This window comes from Rickettsia gravesii BWI-1, assembly GCF_000485845.1.
Classification (GTDB): domain Bacteria; phylum Pseudomonadota; class Alphaproteobacteria; order Rickettsiales; family Rickettsiaceae; genus Rickettsia; species Rickettsia rickettsii.
This window is the reverse complement of the sequence record NZ_AWXL01000011.1, coordinates 1-18,158: the sequence shown is the minus strand read 5'-3', so window position 1 is coordinate 18,158 and position 18,158 is coordinate 1. Positions and strand designations below refer to the sequence as shown.

Below are 18,158 nucleotides of genomic sequence, written 5' to 3'. Positions count from 1 at the left end.
AATCTTACTTAAAAAATAATAAACCTATTGATAGTGATAAATATATCACATTAGAGATTGCTGTATATATCTAAAGACTGGAGATTTCTGCTTTTAGCTAAGAATAGGCTTATTATATCGAACAAGCATTACTGCCGTTATCATCATCTTCACAGATAAATTTTTGCTTTACCTTAGAATTGTTATTATACGGCTTACTATTTTTTACCGGTGGATAATTTACAGGCTCATAATTTGTAACGGGCGGGGCATAATTTTGATTTACTACAGCATTTGGACAAGTATATTTTGATATATCACGCTTAGTTTCTCTAAGCATGGCTTTTATCTGATTTAATTCCTCTTGTATCTTTTTTTCTTTATCGCTATTGTCTTTTCTAACCTTTTTATTTGCTCTACTTAAAGTCATATCATCATCGGATTCAGCGAAGCCGGCTTCTGCTTTTTGCCTTGCTATATCCCTTTTAATCATCTTAAGATACATTTCACGATTTCTCTTTACAGGATCGATTCTTTCTCCTCTTAAAAGACTATCGCTACCATAGTCATCATCATCGTCGTTATCATAATCAAGATTATCTTCTACTATATTCTTTTTAGCCAAAGTAATATATTTATTATTATATACAGGTTTTCTCTTGCCGCCTTTAGCACCTTTGCTATCAACCAATCTGTTATTTGCTGATCTTTGAAAATAGCTTCTAAAATTATCTGTACAAGCTGAAAGTAAAAACATTCCTAAAAATAATATTATAATTTTTTTTAACATATATTTATATTATTCCAAAACTTTTATTAGACTTCCTGTACAACTTAGATAATAAGGAGGAATTTGTAGGAGACACGGAACGCAGCACCGCAGCGTACGCTTTGGTACGTGAGGATGCGAGTACCGGATCGACGCACAAATTACCCTTAGAAGCAAGTTATGCAGAAAGTCTATTATGATTAATGCCACATAATAGCCAAACTTGCAAGGATAAAGAGCCGAACTGCTATGTACTTAATTAAATTATTGTTATTCTGAGGTATTTTTGGTCTTGTTGTATGTCTCCCACCCCGTCATTGCAAGCGACTAAAAGGAGCGTGGCAATCTCAGAACTTTAGAACGAGATTGCTTCGTCAAAACTTACAGTCTTTCCTCGCAATGACGGAAAACAAAATCTAAATCACCTCTTCTATTAGGTTACTTAATAACTTATGCCCTTCTTTTCTTCTTTTTAATAAATTTTGTGAAGCATCCTCTAATATTTTTGGATTACTTATCAAATCGAGTATTTTATCTGCTAATTTTCCTGCAGAAATATTATTCTGCTCTAAACACCATCCTGTTTTTTTATCTTCCAATAATTTTGCATTGTAATATTGATGATTATCCGCAGCACTAGGCAGTGGAATAAAGATTGCCGGTAACCCTATATAGGTCAATTCTTCTATAGTAGATGCTCCTGCTCTTGAAATCACTAAATCGGCTTCTTTATATTGCAATGCCATATTATCAAAAAATTCAGCAAATTCATAAGTAATGTTTAATTTCGAGTATATATCTTTTATTTTTACTTGATCATCTAATGCTACTTGCTGGATTATATTTAATTCAAGACTTGGCTGTTTTTGCATTAAAATTTGAATACTTGCAGGTATCAGCTCTGAAAATAACTTAGCTCCTTGACTACCGCCAAAGATGAATATTGTAAAAAGCTTGTCATTCCGTGGCTTAACCACGGAGTCCAGTGCTTTTATTAAAGACTTTTTGGACCCCGTGGTCAAGCCACGGGATGGCATTTCTATAACTTTCAATTCCCTAATATTCTCTCTAACTACCCCACCGGTAACTACTATTTTACTTTTTGCAAATTCCGGTAAATTCTTTATTTTTTCATAAGAAATAGCTATCTTTTTAGCAAAGCTTGCAAAAAATTTATTAACTTTTCCAAGGTAAGAATTCTGTTCATGAATTATAATCGGTACTCTTAAAAAAATTGCCGCAAACATTGGAGCTATAACAGGATAACCGCCAAACCCTACAGTGACGGAAGGCTTCATATTATATAATAATTTAATAGCCTTTAAAACTGCAATTGATAACCTAGGTAAAAACAAGAAAATATTACCTGAGCGTTTTAAATCTAGGATATGAAAAATTACTTTCATATCCTGCTTTATATATTGTTTGCATCTTAAATCAGTAATAAAATGAACTTCATAGCCACGTTTGATTAATTCTTCTCCAAGAGCAACTGCCGGAAAAAAATGTCCCCCCGACCCTCCTGCGACCAAAATGATTTTTTTCATATTTCAATATTACGAATTTTGTACGAATTTAACGGCGTTCGGTGTCTTGTAAAGCCAAGAAGCATACCGGTAGCGATAGCCATTGCAAGCGTTGAAGAACCACCGTAACTAATAAACGGTAATGTCATACCTTTAGTAGGAAGTAAATGTAAAGTCACGCCCATATTAATTATTGCCTGAAGCCCTAATTGTGCAATTATACCGCTAGCAGCGAATTGTACAAATTTATCTGTTTCGTTTAATAACTTAATAAGACTTCTTAATACTATAAAAGCAAATATACCTATAACAATAAGGCAAATAATAGCTCCAAACTCCTCACCTGCTACAGCAAAAATAAAATCCGTATGCGAGTCAGGTAGTACCTGCTTTACTGCCCCCTCCCCTGGACCTCGTCCATATAACCCGCCATACTCAAAAGCCTTAAGAGACTTACTAACTTGATAATTCTTGCTACTATCTGGATCTAAAAACGAATTAATTCTTTGCGTTACGTGCGGTAACCAAAAATAAGCAATAGTTACTCCTATCATTCCTAAAAAACCGGCTAAAACAATCAAAAATATCGGCATACCCGCAATAAACAGTTGAATACCGAAAACTGCCGTAATTATTACAAGCATTCCAAAATCCGGCTGAATAATTAAGAGAATAGCAACAATAGAATAAAGTATTACACAAATTGTAAAACTTGGAAAATCATCATTAAATTTTAGCGATAATATCCAGCCCATAACAACTGCAAAAAACGGTTTGATAAATTCCGAAGGTTGAATAGATAGACCTAGAATATTAATCCATCGCACTGCGCCTTTTACTTCATAGCCAAAAAATTTAACTGCTATTAATAAAACTATACTAGCAATAAATCCAACTATTGCAAAACGCCTTAACCATTTTTTATTAAGACATGAAAATAATAATATAAGTCCTGAAGCGGCAGCTAAATAAAATATTTGTCTAGATACAAAATAACTTTCTTCAAGACCTATTCTACTTGCTACTGCTGAACCTGAGGTAGTAACAAGCATTAGACTAAAAGCAAATAAGATAATTAAAGAAATTATTATTTGCCTATCGGTACTCCGCCACCATAATTTTATAAAGTTATTAGATATTTCGTTATTCATATTATAGTTATTCAATTATGGCTATATTTATAATGTTATTGCATGGATCGGAAAACAACCTCGATGTCACCCCATGGCTTGACCACGGTATCCAGAAAAACAATAAAAAATACTAATATTATTTAGTATTTTTAACTAGACCCCGTGGTCAAGCCACGGGGTGACAGGATACTACACAATTTTATAAACAACTCGCCACGCTCTTCAAAATTTTTAAACTGATCATATGAGCTACAACTAGGTGCTAACAAGATATTTTTTACCTCCGCGTTATCACCTACTGCATCCTTATAAGCAAGATCGAAAGCCTGTTCAAGATTATCACATATTACAAAATCTACTATATTCTTAGCAGTATTTGCAAATATTTCTTTAGCTTGACCATAAAAATAAGCTTTCTTAATTTGACTGAAATAAGGCTTTATTTCCTCAATACCACCCTCTTTAGGGATTCCTCCCGCAAGCCAGTAAATATTATCGAGTGCTTTAATTGATTGCACGGCAGATATGGCATTTGTCGCTTTACTATCATTGTAAAAACTTATATTATTTATACTACTGATATATTGCATTCTATGAGGTAAACTTTGAAAACTACTTATAGATTCAAGTATTTTTTTAGGTTCTACTCCTATTATTTTAGCTACTGCATAACTTGCTGCAATATTCTCACAATTATGCACTCCTTGCAAGTTTTTATTAAAAGGCACAGCATAATGCATAAAGCTTGATACAAGCGAATTTCGCAGGTCTCGCCTGTGCTCACGTATTTTTATACGCTCCACAGGCTCACCTTGAAATTCATCTTGTCTAAAACTTTCTGAATTACGCTGTAATTCAAAACTTATATCATCAAAAAAATTAGCGCTAATTTTATCATCAACTACCGAAATACCGTTTTCAAGAATTTTAGTAACCGAAAAAGGAATTAGCTTTATACGCTGCTCTTGCTGCAATTTTATAAAGACTTCACGACAATAATCATTATCGATATTAATTACCGCATAACTCTCTTGATCCATTCGATCAAAGATCTTAGATTTTGCTGCAATATAGCAGGTCATATCCTGATGTCTATCTAAATGGTCGGGAGTTATATTAAGCAGCACGGCTATTTTAGCTGTAAAGGTTTTTACTAGATCTAGCTGAAAAGAAGACAATTCAAGTACATATCCATCCTTACTTGCTTTAGCTTGCAAAGCAGAAACTCCAATATTACCGGCAACCGGATAGTCTAAACCGCTACTATTTAAGATATGGCTTATTAAAGCAGTAGTAGTACTTTTACCGTTTGTACCGGTTATAGCTATAAATTTTAAGTTTTTTGATTTTGCAAATAATAAGTCTATATCGGAAGTGATTGGAATATTAAAATTTTTTGCAATATTGACTATCTCATGCGTTAAAGGAATTCCAGGACTTAAGACAATTGTATCTAAATTTTGCCATCTTGAATCAGATAAAGCAGCGATAGCGGTTTTACTATATAATTCTTCAAATATATCTCTATTTGCTTTTAAATCATCATAAACAATTACATCATATTTATTTTGCAATTCCTCGTAAACCGATATACCGGTTTTACCAAGCCCAAAAACACCTATTTTTTGTTTTGTATGAGAATTCATGAATTAATTTGAAAGAACATTGCAGTCTTAGTATTCAAGAACAGGTATATTAAGATCAACTTCAAAAAGAGCAAGGAGTTTACAAGTCGAGGAGCGGAGCGTATACTTAATACGTGAGCACCGCAGATCTTGTAAAACGACGTAGCCAATTTTTGAAGTTGATCAAGTATACTAATTCATGTCCTGCAGTAATGCTTGTTCACCTTCATTAAATTCACCTTGTCCTTTTACATTACTGCAAGTTGCTTTGCTATGCCCAGGATCAGGTAAATAATAATGAGGCGGAACTTCTAGTGCTTTAGCACGCTGTACTTGATACTCATTAGGTCCAGCTGTTGATATACCTACGGTTTCTTTTAACTTTTTACTACAAGCAGAAGTAATTAATAAAACAGTAAATAATAAAAAAATCTTTTTCACTTAAACACCTATAAATTAAAATTATAATAGACTCCTTGCAAAATGAACTTCTAGAGATAACTTGTACGTCAATCCGGTACTCAAATCCTCACGTAGGTCTACTACGCTACGGTTCTGCGTTCCGTGTTTCCTTCAAATTCCTCTCTATAAGTTTAATTTTGCAAGGAATCTATTTTATCGTTACCACCCTTACCGGTATTACGAATTTTTTCAGCCATAGCTTCAATTTGAGCATTATCATAATTCCCTTTAGCCTTTTCTTCAATAACTTTTTTAGTACTATAATAATCTTCTATTAAGATAATTACTCCTATTGTAATAAAGCAATCAGCTAAATTAAATACGGGGAAGCTATAATTCTGATAATGAAAATGGATGAAGTCAAAAACTGCTCCTCTAAAAAATCTATCAATTAGATTACCAACAGCTCCGCCGATTACAAAGCTATAACCGGCAAAGCTTCCGATCGTTTTTGAACGTACCATCAAATAATATAAATAATAGACAATAATCGTGTTCGTTATTAAGAAAATAGCATTGCTATATTGATAATATTCACGCATTAGACCAAAGCTAATACCGTAATTCCAAGTATAAACCATATTTAAGAAAGAAGTAACCTTAAGCATTAAGCCCGGCTTCCATCTCAAATTATCAATAAACCACCATTTACTTAACTGATCAATAATCACTAAGGTTATTATTATACGACTACTACGAGCAAATGTAAGATATAGTTTTTTTAGTAGTGGGAGCATAATTGTAAATATCATTCCCGCGTAAGCGGGAATCCAGAAAAAAAACAACCTTAATATTAATACAAAATTATATATTTGATAAAATAAATCTATAAAAAACAAGTTTTTTATAGATTTTAGATTTTACTAGATTCCTGCTTTCGCGGGAATGACATAAGAATCGTACAACACCAAGTTGATTACGGTATGACAAGGATTCACTCTACAATGAAACTGTAGCTGCTTTATCAGCTTGCAATTCCTTATCAAGCTTAACATTTAAAGTTTTTATTTCTTTTTTAAATTGTTTAAATTTCTCTAAATTTTTTCCGTTTAATTCTATACCCGGTGTTGTTTTAACTAACATAGGATTAACATGTTTGCCATCAATTTTAACTTCATAATGTAAATGTGGAGCGGTAGCTCTGCCGGTACTTCCGACATATGCGATGATTTGTCCTTGTTTTACGATACTTCCCACTTTTAAATTTTTTGCAAAATTTGAAACATGCGCATAAGCAGTAGATAGCGTACCACTATGTTTTACCTGAATAAATTTTCCATAACCCGACTTCCAACCTATTTCTGTTATCACTCCGTTTCCTGCGGAATATATAGGCGTACCGGTTGGAGCTGCAAAGTCAACCCCCTTATGCATTTTAGTATAACCGAGTATCGGATGCTTTCTATTACCGTAATGTGAAGAAACTTTTATAACTTTTAGCGGAGTTTTAAGTAAGCTTCTTTTTACACTTTTACCGTCTTCGGAAAAAAATGCATGATTATTTGCGTTATTGTCATGAGAATAACGATATATATTATATTCTTTCCCTGAAAGATTTAATGAAACATATAGAATTTTACCGTGGTGGGAAAATTTACCGTCTTCCGTTACGTATTTTTCCGTTATTACGGTTGCAGTATCACCGCTTTTTATTTGACGCTGAAAATCGATTTGATAAGTATAAGCATTAATCAGCTCTATTATACTGTTATTCGATAAGCCCAGTTTTTTAAGAGCTGACATAAAATTTGCTTCAATACTTACCGACGATTTAGCAACTTTTTTACTTAAAGGTACTACAATTTCTTCAACTTTAAAATTATCACCTTCTCTAATTACTTCAATAGTTTTTAGCTTATCGATAATTATAACGATTTTATTTAAGAATGCTACCTCTGAGGTTAAATCTTCATCCTCGTTTTCGATAATTTTTGTTTCATATTCAAAAATAATTTGCTGCCCTATTTTAAGAGCAGAAGATAATTTTCCCTCTTTTATTAAACTTACAATTTTGTCTATTTCATTTTTAGGGATATGTTGTTCTATCAAAATTGACTTTATAGTATCACCTTTTTTTACTACTACTTCTTTAAATGAAATTGTTTCTTCTTCACTACTATCAGGTTGTACTAAAGTTATGGATAAAGTGTCGTTAACATAATTATTAACGGCAAAAGAGACAAAAACAACTAATCCTATAAATAATAATAAGGAGGTAGAGGTGAGGATTTTCCTGAGACGTGCACTAATAAAAGATGATGGTAATATGCCATTAAAATCATAAGATAGTGCGGTATCATTCATTAAAATTGCTCTGAAGATTATTTGAATCAATTTTTCATTACTAATAATAATATGAACTATATACAAACAAATTACAATAGAAAATTGTAAAATTTTGTTTTATTTCTGTCTTATTAGTTTTTTATTGATTAAAATTTAATTTTTAATATAAGTTATATTTTCATTAACTTATATAGATAAATATTATGCCTAGACTTTTCCTATTTTTATTAATTTTTATAAATCTTATGTCCTGCTCATCTAGCCATAATACTAATCATTGCCCAAAATAGAATATTATGAGAATATTTCTTTAAATAAAAACTGTCCTATAAATAGTGAAATAGTTCTAGTAGGTAGTTGTTTTGATTTATTACATTACGGTCATATAGAATTTCTACGCAAAGCTAAAAAACACGGTAAATACTTAATCGTTGCTTTAGAGCCGGATGAAACAATTATTAAATATAAAAAACGTCAACCTATCCATAATCAATTACAACGAGCAAAAATTTTAAGTTCTTTCACATTTGTTGATAAAGTACTTATATTACCTAAACTAAAAGATTTTAATGATTACGCTCGGTTAGTGCAAAATATTTGTCCTGCTGTAATCGCTGTAACAAAGCACGATCCTCAGTTAATAAATAAATTCAAGCAAAAAATAAATGCGAAAGTAATAGAAGTTATTGACTTACTGCAACATCCTAATATAGGTACACTTTCTAGCTCAAATATTATTAAAAATATGTAGTTTTTACAAAAATTTATCGATTTTTACTTTAATAAAACTGTATATCCATTTATATTAAATATAAATAACTTTATATGTGCTATGAAAAATATTATTAGACATCTTTCCAAACCAGCTTATAGAGAGGAATTTAAAGGAGACACTTCCCCTCGAACCGCAGCGTACAAAAGCGTACGTGAGGATTCGAATACCGGATTGACTTATAAATTACCTCCAAAAACGAAACTTGGAAAGATGTCTATTGTTTTAATTTGTTTTTTGATTGTTAGTAGTAATTGCTTTGCTTCCGAGCCGTTACCTTGGCAAGTAACATTCCAGCCGCCGGCAAGTCCGATTATGGAGGAATTACATCATTTTCATAATTTTCTGTTTTATATCTCCACAGCTATTGTTTTATTTGTTGCCGGATTACTTGGCTTTGTATGCATCAGATTTAATGCAAAAAATAATCCCGTACCGGCAAAATTTTCACATAATGTTTTAATAGAAATAATTTGGACTGTAATACCTATAATAATTTTAGTTATTATTGCAGTGCCGTCTTTTAAAATATTGCGTCATGCCGAAAAAATACCCGAAACGGATTTAACTATTAAAGTAGTAGGTTATCAATGGTATTGGCATTATATATATCCTGATCATGATAATTTAGAATTTGATAGCGTAATGATCTCTGATGAGAATTTAAAACCTAACCAAAAAAGATTATTAGATGTTGATAATCGAATTGTTATCCCTGAAAATGCTACCGTAAGGTTTCTCATTACCGCAGGTGACGTAATACATAGTTTTGCCGTTCCATCACTTGGGTTTAAAATAGACGCAGTCCCAGGCAGAATAAACGAAACCTGGACAAGAGTGGCTAAAAAAGGCGTATATTACGGACAATGCTCCGAACTATGTGGCATCCATCACGGCTTCATGCCGATTGCTATAGAAGTAGTAAGTAAAGAGGATTTCGACAATTGGATTGCAAGCAAGAATAAGACTGCTATGAATGGCAAGAAGCCAAAATTGGCAGCTAACTAATTATATTTAGAAGTTCTATGGAAAATTATAATACAAAAATATCTGAACTAGATAAATTACTAAACGATATAACTGATTCTAATCGACATCAAGAAATTATTAAGTAGTGATGATTCAGTAGGTAAAGAAGCATGGTAATTTATAAAGAAAGTATTTTATAAACTAAAACTATTACTTTAAATTTTTTAATATATGACTAACCACAATAACCCTTATCCTCATCTTTTGCCTAAACAAGCGCAAGAAATGATATTTTTAAAACATTTTATCCATAATCCAAATATAATAGTCGGAGATTACACTTATTACAATGACGCTAATCACCCTGAGAAATTTGAATATGAAAATGTTAGAGGAGCTTATTTTGTTAAATTGATTATAGGAAAATTTTGTGCTATTGCTATGGGTACTAGTTTTATAACCGATGATATGAATCATCCTATGGACAGCTTTTCTACTTATCCTTCCTTTATTTTTGAAAATTGGAATAATTACACGCCTTCACCTGACAAAAGAAGAGACACCGTTATAGGAAATGATGTATGGTTTGGTACAAACTCTACCATTTTGCCTGGAGTTAATATAGGTGACGGAGCAATTATCGGTGCTTGCTCAGTAGTAGCTAAAGCTGTACCACCGTATAGTATTGTTGTCGGTAATCCTGCAAAGATAGTACGCTATAGATTTCCTGATGAGATAGTTGAGCAATTACTTGAAATTAAATGGTGGGATTGGGATTATGATAAAATTACTCGGAATATTCCGGCAATTGTTGGAGCAGATATTGAAAAATTAAAACAGGCAGAATAATAATTATGGATATAATTACTACCGAAATTTATCACGATGACCACCACACCCCACACGGTTGGAGGCGATGGCTTTTTTCTACCAATCACAAAGATATCGGCATTATGTATATCATATTTGCCGTTTTTGCCGGAATTGTCGGAGGTTTGTTCTCACTGCTTTTTAGGTTAGAGCTTGCAATGCCCGGCGGCACTTTCTTAAATCATGATTTTCAGCTATATAACGTGCTTATCACAGCACATGCGGTTATTATGGTATTCTTTATGATTATGCCGGCTTTGTTCGGTGGCTTTGGTAACTATTTCGTACCTCTGTTAATAGGGGCTCCCGATATGGCATTTCCACGCCTTAACAATATCAGTTTTTGGCTACTAGTTCCTGCTTTTCTTTTACTTATGGGATCAGCTTTTGTTGACGGTGGGCCGGGAACGGGCTGGACGCTCTACCCTCCTTTAAGTAATTTAAGCGGTCACCCCGGTGCAGCCGTTGATATGGCTATTTTCAGTTTACATTTAACCGGTCTATCGTCAATCCTTGGATCAATTAACTTAATCGTTACTATCTTTAATATGAGAGCTCCGGGAATGGGGCTTTTCAAGATGCCGTTATTCGTTTGGTCTATTTTAGTTACCGCATTTCTAATAATTCTTGCTATGCCGGTACTTGGTGGAGCTATTACTATGCTACTTACAGATCGTAATTTTGGAACTACTTTCTTTAAGCCTGACGGCGGCGGTGATCCTGTATTATTTCAGCATCTATTTTGGTTTTTCGGTCATCCTGAAGTATATATCGTAATACTTCCAGGCTTTGGTATAGTAAGTCAAGTTATTTCAACTTTTTCACGCAAACCTATATTCGGCTATCAAGGTATGGTCGGGGCTATGGTGATAATAGGCTTTGTTGGATTTATCGTATGGGCTCACCATATGTTTACTGTTGGGCTTTCTTATAATGCACTTATATATTTCACTGCCGGAACGATGATTATAGCAGTTCCGACGGGTATTAAAATATTTAGCTGGATAGCGACTATGTGGGGTGGTTCGATTACATTCCCAACTCCTATGCTATTTTCGATAGGATTTATTATATTATTCACGATCGGCGGCGTAACCGGCATAATCCTATCAAATTCGGCACTTGATAGAGTTCTGCACGATACATATTATGTTGTTGCACATTTCCATTATACGATGTCGCTCGGTGCTTTATTTACGGCATTTGCAGGCTTTTATTATTGGTTTGGCAAAATATCCGGTAAACAATACCCGGACATTTTAGGCAAAATTCATTTTTGGATTACCTTTATAGGCGTTAATTTAACTTTCTTCCCTCAGCATTTCTTAGGTCTTGCGGGCATGCCAAGAAGAATACCGGACTACCCTGAAGCTTTCGCCGGCTGGAATATGGTTTCGTCGATAGGAGCAGGTATTTCTATGTTTGCTGCCCTTTATTTTGTATTTATCGTTTTCTATACGCTCAAATACGGCAAAGATTGTCCAAACAATCCTTGGGGAGAAGGAGCAGACACATTAGAGTGGACACTTACCTCACCACCGCCGTTCCATACTTTTGAAACACCACCGCATATTGAGGGGTAATAGTGGCTTTGCTGCGTGGATGCCAAGTCATCATTGCGAGGAGTTGTGTTAGCAACGACGCGGCAATCTCATAAGATAATATAAAAAAAACTCCTGAGATTGCCACGTCAGCATAAATGCTGGCTCGCAATGACGGGACCTTTATGAACTGTCCGGTACTATGAAGAATGACATAGCTGACAGAAAAATAATAAAACGATAATAAAATGTATAAAAAACCAATAATAGGTGTTACACCTGACTTAGCCCAAAATTGTGAAAAATATACTTACGCTGCTTTTCCATGGTACGCCTTGCGAAGAAACTATACCGATGCGATTATTGCAGCCGGCGGTGTACCGCTATTATTACCTTATCAAAGTGATACAATAAATCAGCTTATGGAACTTGTTGATGGTGTTGTAATGTCAGGCGGTGATGAGGACATACATCCTAAATTTTATGAGCCGGAATACGCCGAAAATGTAGTAGTTTCCAATGAAGAACGTGATAATTTTGAGATATTAGTTTTAAAGAAAGCATTAGAGAGAGATATTCCGGTTTTAGGAATATGCCGAGGTATGCAGTTATTAAACGTTATTTTTAAGGGTACGCTTATTAAACATATTCCTGATTATATTGAAACTGTAATTAATCATACACAACCTTTGCCTAAAAACATCGTTTCACATGCAATTAATATAGAAGCAAATACTAAACTTGCTAAAATAGCTAATAATCAGCTACAAACTATGGTTAATTCGACTCATCACCAGGCTGCTAAACAACTTGGTAATGATCTTATCGTATCTGCAAAAGCAGAAGACGGTATAATTGAAGCCATTGAATCAACGAAACATAGATTTGTTATCGGCGTTCAATGGCATCCTGAATATCTTAACGATAATGGAGTAGATTTAGAATTATTTAAAGAATTTGTAAAAGTTAGTAAGTAAATATTAGTTTTTAACATCATTAGATGAACATATTACAAACGCTTTATTATATTCATATCCAAGCGGCCAACAACATACGGAATTTTTAGAGCGTTCATATACGAAAGTAGAACCTCTACCATTGTCTTCTAGTTGATACTGACCATAAATTACAGGTCCACATTGTTCTTGCCAAGCAATTGAATATTTTACCCGATTATCTTGCACATCTCATTGTTGTAAACAGCCGCTAATAATACAATTCATTTCAGTCACAAATAGTTTAACCAATTTTTGTATTACCAAATCTGCTTGTTGTTCTACTTGTATATTATCACAATAAGCTATATGTAAGTTTAAATTATTAGCATAAGCTCGTGATGTTATAGAGACTATAATAAATAGTAAATAATATAATAAAAATTATCATATGATACCTTATTTATTAAATTTAAATTAATATATTTTAAGATACTTAATAAGAAACTAATAATCAAATATTATTTATTGTACTATATTATCATTTTAAATAAGATCTCGGACCTTTGATCTGCTATATTATCGTCAAAAACATTATTTATGACTGCTGATTATTCTTTTTTGAAAAGTTTTGCTGAGTATATCATTGATAAATTAGGTAAAGGTACAGAAGTTCAAATAATATTGCCTAATAATTTCTCATGCCTAGAATTAAAGAAGATTTTAACCGATAAATATAAAATTAAATTACCTATCATTATTCCTTTTAATTCTCTTATTTCAAAAAAAATCGATTCGGATTATATATCTAAAATAGAAGAATTACTTATTTTATCATCCATTATCACCGAATATAAAGAATTACCTTTTAATAAAAATGAATCATTAAAAGCTGCAGAATTTTTAAGAAAATTGTTTAATGATCTTATAATCAATAATATCGATATAAAATTAATTGAAGTCTATAACAATTCTAACTATTGGCAAAAGATTTATAAATTTCTAGAATATTGCTTTTTAAGATGGCAAGAAGAAATATCGTTTACTCAAAAACAAACTAAAGCAGTTTATAAATTAAAGCTATTACAAGAAGAAATAATAAAAATCAAAAAGGGACATAAGCAGGTAATACTCGCCGGAATATTCAAGCCTAATGTTTTTTTAAAAAGATTTGAAGAAGAATTAAAGGATTACATAATTCACTATAATCCTGCCTCCAAGCAGATTAGCGATGGTATATCTTATTATGAACCTAATGACATTCATGAAGAAACTAAACAAATAGCTTATATATGTAGCCGTAATAAAGACAGACGGATTGCAATCGTTACAAATAATAATAAGCTTAAAAGAGTATATTGTAATTTTTTAGACAAATATGCAGATCTACTAGGTAATGACTTAAGGCTTACTAATATAGGTGAATTATTAACTTCCATTATTAAAATATTATGTAATAATTTTGATTTAAAACTTCTATTTTTATTACTTAAAAATCCTTTAATTAACTGCCCTACTGTGCAGCAGTTAGAATTAATGCTATCTAATAAAAATCGTTTTATATCCTCACCGAAATATTTATTGCAATTACAATTTGATAATGAGGATATAAGAGAGTATTGCCGTAACTTAATAGATATTTTATTTACCGATACTCCACATAATATACAAGCTATTCTAACCTTAACTAAAGAAATAACTGAAAAACTTTTGCCTACTATTTGGGAAAAAGAAGGAGGAGCAGAACTACTTGAGTTTTTAACAAATTTAACCGCATATAGTAAATATATAAATTCAACGGATAAAAAGGATTTTCCTAAAATTTTTTCTTTTTTACTTTCTAATATCAAATATTACAAAAATACCGACACTGCTAGTATTATTATAGGACGGCCTGAAGATTTAGCATTATGTGAATTTGACTTAATTATATTACCGCATTTTAATAATGAAAACTGGACACTTAGTGCTAAAACTCACCCATGGCTTAGCAAGAAAGCCTTGCAGATACTAAATATAGATTACGGTGAAATCGCCCCTACTCTATATTCAGATTACTTCAATTTATTTCTACAAAATAAACAAATAGTTATACTGAATGCTAAAAAATATGATGGGAAGTTGTCAGTGCCGAGTAATTTATTTTTGAAGCTAGAAAAAGGTTCTGTGTCACCCCGTGACTTGATCACGGGGTCCAGTAATTATATGGATACCGTGGTCAAGCCACGGTATGACAAGAGTATTGAGATCCACAGCCCCTCTTTCCCAACCACCTTATCAGTAACCGAAATAGAAACATTAATAAGAAACCCATACGGTTTTTATGCTAAGAAAATTCTTGGACTACGTAAAAAAGATCATATATGGGAAGAGCCTAAAATATCGGATTTCGGTAATTTGATCCATAAAGTTTTAGAGGAATATTCTAAAAATTACGCCAAACAATATATTAATTTAAATTTGCTTGATAAACAAAATGCTTTAATAAATATCGGTAATCATATTTTATATAGCACTATTTTACCAAGCTACACAAAAAAAACTTGGCAAATAAAACTCACGGCTTTCAGCAAAGCTTTTATTTTATTTGATATAGAACGCCGAAAAAACTGCAAAGAAATCTATTTTGAAACTAAAGGGGAGTTACGGCTAAATATTGTAGGTCAAGATATAAAAATAATCGGTATAGCTGACCGAATTGAAATAAGTAAATCAAACAATATAACTATACTAGATTATAAGACCGGTACTATTCCGACTAAGAAAGAAATAGAGCTTGGACTCTCTCCGCAACTTATCATAGAAAGTTTGATGTTACTAGAAAACGGATTTACGAAATGTAATTCTCTGTCCCTTTTATGTCATCCCCAGCCCCTTTTGTGTTATTCCTGCGAAAGCGGGAATCCAGTTATGAATAACAATATTACTATCGCCTACGTAAAAATAACTAGTACCGAACCTTATGTGCACACAACGGAAATAGCTTTAAGCATCGAGACTTTAAATAGACATAAAGCAGGATTAGTAAAATTACTTGAACATTATATTACAAATAAATTCTTTTCTTATGATTTGAATTTATCAAAGTATAATGATTATTTGCATTTGAGTCGATAGGCTAATTATGTCATTCCTGCGAAGGTGCATGGGTGTCAACTTAAGACTCGATGTCATTCCCGCGGAGGCAGGAATCCAGTACTTTAAAACTTTTTGTAAAGCTCGATTTATCTCGCTTTACCCTAGATTCCCGCTTCCGCGGGAATGACATAAACAAACCATGCAACAAGGCTTTCAGTCGCTCGCAATACGGCTTAGCAACTGCTCGCAATAGTGCTTACAACCCCATCACTAACTTAAATTCTTTACTTTTAATAATCTTACTATTCGTATTATAAATAATCGGATCGTTAATTTTTTCATGACCGAATCTATTTGTTTTAAATACCGGTATATCTAAACTATCTGCAAAATTACGAAGCACTAACATTGTGGCATCAAGATCTTTACCAAATGAACCAAATATTATAGCCTTAACATCCTCAAGTAACCCTGCTTGCTTTAAGTGTAAAAGCCCACGATCTAATCTAAAAGGAGCTACATTCACATCTTCTAAAAAAAGAATTTTGCCCTTAGTCTTTATTTGCCAACTCGTTCCTATACTAATCTGCACCATAGTTAAGTTACCGCCTGTTAGTTTGCCGTTAACAAGATCACTTGATTTTGCTATATCGTTAAGAGGCACTAAATTATCTATAGTAACCTGCTTTACTTTACCTTTTAATATTTTAGCAAGCTTGGTAAAATTACCTTGATCTTGTTCCGGCTTTAAGAGATCGGCTATATTACTGCCGTGAATAGTTTTCCAGCCCCATTCTTGTGATAGAAAAAGATGTAACGCCGTTATATCGCTATATCCTATAAAGAATTTCTCTTTATTTGGTTTTGATAGCTTTAGTAAATCAGGAATTATTCTCGCAGAGCCGTAACCACCTCGTAAACTCCATACTATATTATCAGACTCATCAAATAATGCATCCCGCAGGCAATTAAATCTTACTTCATCGCTACTTGCAAGAAAGGGTAGCTTACCTTTAGCAAAACACTTAGAAGAAATTTGTAAATTTAGTCCATTAATATTTTTTAAATCCGACAAGGTTTTATTATCCGCTCCTGTTGCCGGAGCAACAACAGTAATAGAGATATTTTTTAGACTATGACCAGCAGAAAAAGTTGATATTGAAAAAAATAATATTATTAGTAAAGATATATTTTTAAGAATCATGAATATAATTGATAGGTATTGTTATATGAACAGATAAGCCTACTATGTCATGCCGTGGCTTGACCACGGCATCCAGTCTTTATTTTATTTTTTCTAGATACTGTGGACAAGCCACGCTACGACAGAGGCAAGCAGATTCCCATTTTAGCTAGGGATGACATAAAAGGGAACAGAAATGACATAGAAAATGAGAATAACCTTAAGAAACTACTCTAAATAAAAAGCAGCAGTATCACCGGTAAGCTCTACTGCTTTAGTCTTGATTTGGTCAATAGTAAAACCACTATATTCTACAAACCAACCTAATAAAGTATCGTCCTGACCAAAAAAATTAATGTTCTTAACAACAGTTGCTTTATCTATATTACCTTTCCTCATATCATATACAAGCTTTAATGCTTCTTTTTGTGCTGGTAGTTCATGAGTATTAGATAGTGCTAAAGTCTTTACTTTTGCTCCAAGTTTATTCGCCGAAGCTTCTGATATTTCATCATCTTCAGATTTATCAGTTGAATTTTCGCTTATTCTAAGGTTTTCTATTTGAGGTTCAACAAGCTTTGTCCATAGCTGGTTAGTTGAACTACAATCACAATCGGCTAGATATTTTCTACCTTCTTCTCCAGTTTTTACAGCATTATCAAGAAACTCTTTAACTATCCACGTATTGTTAAATTTGTTATAAGCAGCTTTTATGAATAGTTCTAAATTATTAGAACCTAAATCTAAGAATTTTTGTTTAAGGTCCATAGGGATATGACTTTTTGTATCTAGCCATGTTTGCATTCCTGATAATATTTCTGACATTACCTTATTAGTGTCTTGTGTCGGTACAATAATATTATTACTCTTAATAGTAGCCTCAAGTGCATTTTTAGTACTAGCATCCAAGTTAGACACTAAGTTTTCATACTGGGCTGGGTTACTTTTAGCTTCTTTTAAAGTGCTTACTATTTTCTTAAATCTTAGTACTGTTTCTGAATGACTACCCGTAGTGCTTGTCATCCAATCC

15 protein-coding genes and 2 pseudogenes are annotated in these 18,158 nt (G+C 32.7%); 7 read left to right on the top strand and 10 right to left on the bottom strand.

Annotation, left to right across the window (positions count from 1 at the left end):
• Positions 1–112: 112 nt before the first annotated feature.
• Positions 113–769, bottom strand: a complete 657-nt coding sequence (locus tag RGRA_RS0103665; RefSeq protein WP_017443028.1) for a hypothetical protein — start codon at positions 767–769, stop codon at positions 113–115.
• Positions 770–780: 11 nt separating this feature from the next.
• On the opposite strand from RGRA_RS0103665, the pseudogene RGRA_RS10480 reads away from it, so the two are divergent.
• Positions 781–945, top strand: a pseudogene (locus RGRA_RS10480) (palindromic element RPE1 domain-containing protein); the annotation flags it as partial.
• Between the two features lie 219 nt (positions 946–1,164).
• Here the strand turns inward: RGRA_RS10480 and murG are convergent.
• The 6 genes from murG to RGRA_RS0103635 form a co-directional block, all read right to left on the bottom strand.
• Complete coding sequence (gene murG, locus RGRA_RS0103660; RefSeq protein WP_024547281.1) at positions 1,165–2,295, bottom strand: undecaprenyldiphospho-muramoylpentapeptide beta-N-acetylglucosaminyltransferase; 1,131 nt, start codon at positions 2,293–2,295, stop codon at positions 1,165–1,167.
• Positions 2,292–3,425 (bottom strand): putative lipid II flippase FtsW, encoded by a 1,134-nt coding sequence (gene ftsW / locus RGRA_RS0103655; protein ID WP_017443027.1) that lies wholly within the window; start codon positions 3,423–3,425, stop codon positions 2,292–2,294. The genes murG and ftsW overlap by 4 nt, the downstream gene beginning before the upstream one ends.
• Positions 3,426–3,556: 131 nt before the next feature.
• A complete protein-coding gene (gene murD / locus RGRA_RS0103650) occupies positions 3,557–5,053 on the bottom strand; it encodes a UDP-N-acetylmuramoyl-L-alanine--D-glutamate ligase (RefSeq protein ID WP_017443026.1) in 1,497 nt (498 codons plus the stop codon).
• Between the two features lie 171 nt (positions 5,054–5,224).
• Complete coding sequence (locus RGRA_RS0103645; protein ID WP_017443025.1) at positions 5,225–5,473, bottom strand: DUF3035 domain-containing protein; 249 nt, start codon at positions 5,471–5,473, stop codon at positions 5,225–5,227.
• A gap of 152 nt (positions 5,474–5,625) precedes the next feature.
• Positions 5,626–6,231 (bottom strand): signal peptidase II, encoded by a 606-nt coding sequence (gene lspA, locus RGRA_RS0103640; RefSeq protein ID WP_017443024.1) that lies wholly within the window; start codon positions 6,229–6,231, stop codon positions 5,626–5,628.
• 202 nt (positions 6,232–6,433) lie between these two features.
• Positions 6,434–7,798, bottom strand: coding sequence for a M23 family metallopeptidase (locus RGRA_RS0103635; protein WP_017443023.1), 1,365 nt, complete (start codon positions 7,796–7,798; stop codon positions 6,434–6,436).
• 227 nt (positions 7,799–8,025) lie between these two features.
• Between RGRA_RS0103635 and RGRA_RS08705 the strand changes: the two are divergent.
• The 5 genes and pseudogenes from RGRA_RS08705 (at position 8,026) to RGRA_RS0103610 (ending at position 12,909) form a co-directional block, all read left to right on the top strand.
• A pseudogene (locus RGRA_RS08705) lies at positions 8,026–8,531 on the top strand (adenylyltransferase/cytidyltransferase family protein).
• 81 nt (positions 8,532–8,612) lie between these two features.
• Positions 8,613–9,560, top strand: coding sequence for a cytochrome c oxidase subunit II (coxB, locus tag RGRA_RS0103625; RefSeq protein WP_017443022.1), 948 nt, complete (start codon positions 8,613–8,615; stop codon positions 9,558–9,560).
• A 192-nt stretch (positions 9,561–9,752) separates the two neighbouring features.
• The gene (locus RGRA_RS0103620) at positions 9,753–10,370 is read left to right on the top strand and encodes a CatB-related O-acetyltransferase (protein WP_017443021.1); all 618 of its coding nucleotides are present in this window, start codon (positions 9,753–9,755) and stop codon (positions 10,368–10,370) included.
• Positions 10,371–10,375: 5 nt separating this feature from the next.
• Complete coding sequence (gene ctaD, locus RGRA_RS0103615) at positions 10,376–11,974, top strand: cytochrome c oxidase subunit I (protein WP_017443020.1); 1,599 nt, start codon at positions 10,376–10,378, stop codon at positions 11,972–11,974.
• Positions 11,975–12,180: 206 nt separating this feature from the next.
• Positions 12,181–12,909, top strand: coding sequence for a gamma-glutamyl-gamma-aminobutyrate hydrolase family protein (locus tag RGRA_RS0103610; RefSeq protein ID WP_017443019.1), 729 nt, complete (start codon positions 12,181–12,183; stop codon positions 12,907–12,909).
• 3 nt (positions 12,910–12,912) lie between these two features.
• On the opposite strand, the gene RGRA_RS08700 is transcribed toward RGRA_RS0103610, so the two are convergent.
• Positions 12,913–13,116 carry a hypothetical protein gene (locus RGRA_RS08700; RefSeq protein ID WP_014014247.1) on the bottom strand — a complete coding sequence of 68 codons (204 nt, stop codon included), beginning with the start codon at positions 13,114–13,116 and terminating at the stop codon, positions 12,913–12,915.
• A 351-nt stretch (positions 13,117–13,467) separates the two neighbouring features.
• Here RGRA_RS08700 and RGRA_RS0103600 point away from each other — a divergent pair, with 351 nt between their 5' ends.
• Positions 13,468–15,984, top strand: a complete 2,517-nt coding sequence (locus RGRA_RS0103600) for a PD-(D/E)XK nuclease family protein (protein ID WP_017443018.1) — start codon at positions 13,468–13,470, stop codon at positions 15,982–15,984.
• Positions 15,985–16,201: 217 nt separating this feature from the next.
• Here the strand turns inward: RGRA_RS0103600 and RGRA_RS0103595 are convergent, their stop codons facing one another.
• Positions 16,202–17,149 carry an LD-carboxypeptidase gene (locus RGRA_RS0103595; RefSeq protein WP_017443017.1) on the bottom strand — a complete coding sequence of 316 codons (948 nt, stop codon included), beginning with the start codon at positions 17,147–17,149 and terminating at the stop codon, positions 16,202–16,204.
• Between the two features lie 207 nt (positions 17,150–17,356).
• On the bottom strand, positions 17,357–18,158 hold an 802-nt coding region (locus RGRA_RS08695), incomplete at its 5' end, for a hypothetical protein (protein WP_024547280.1).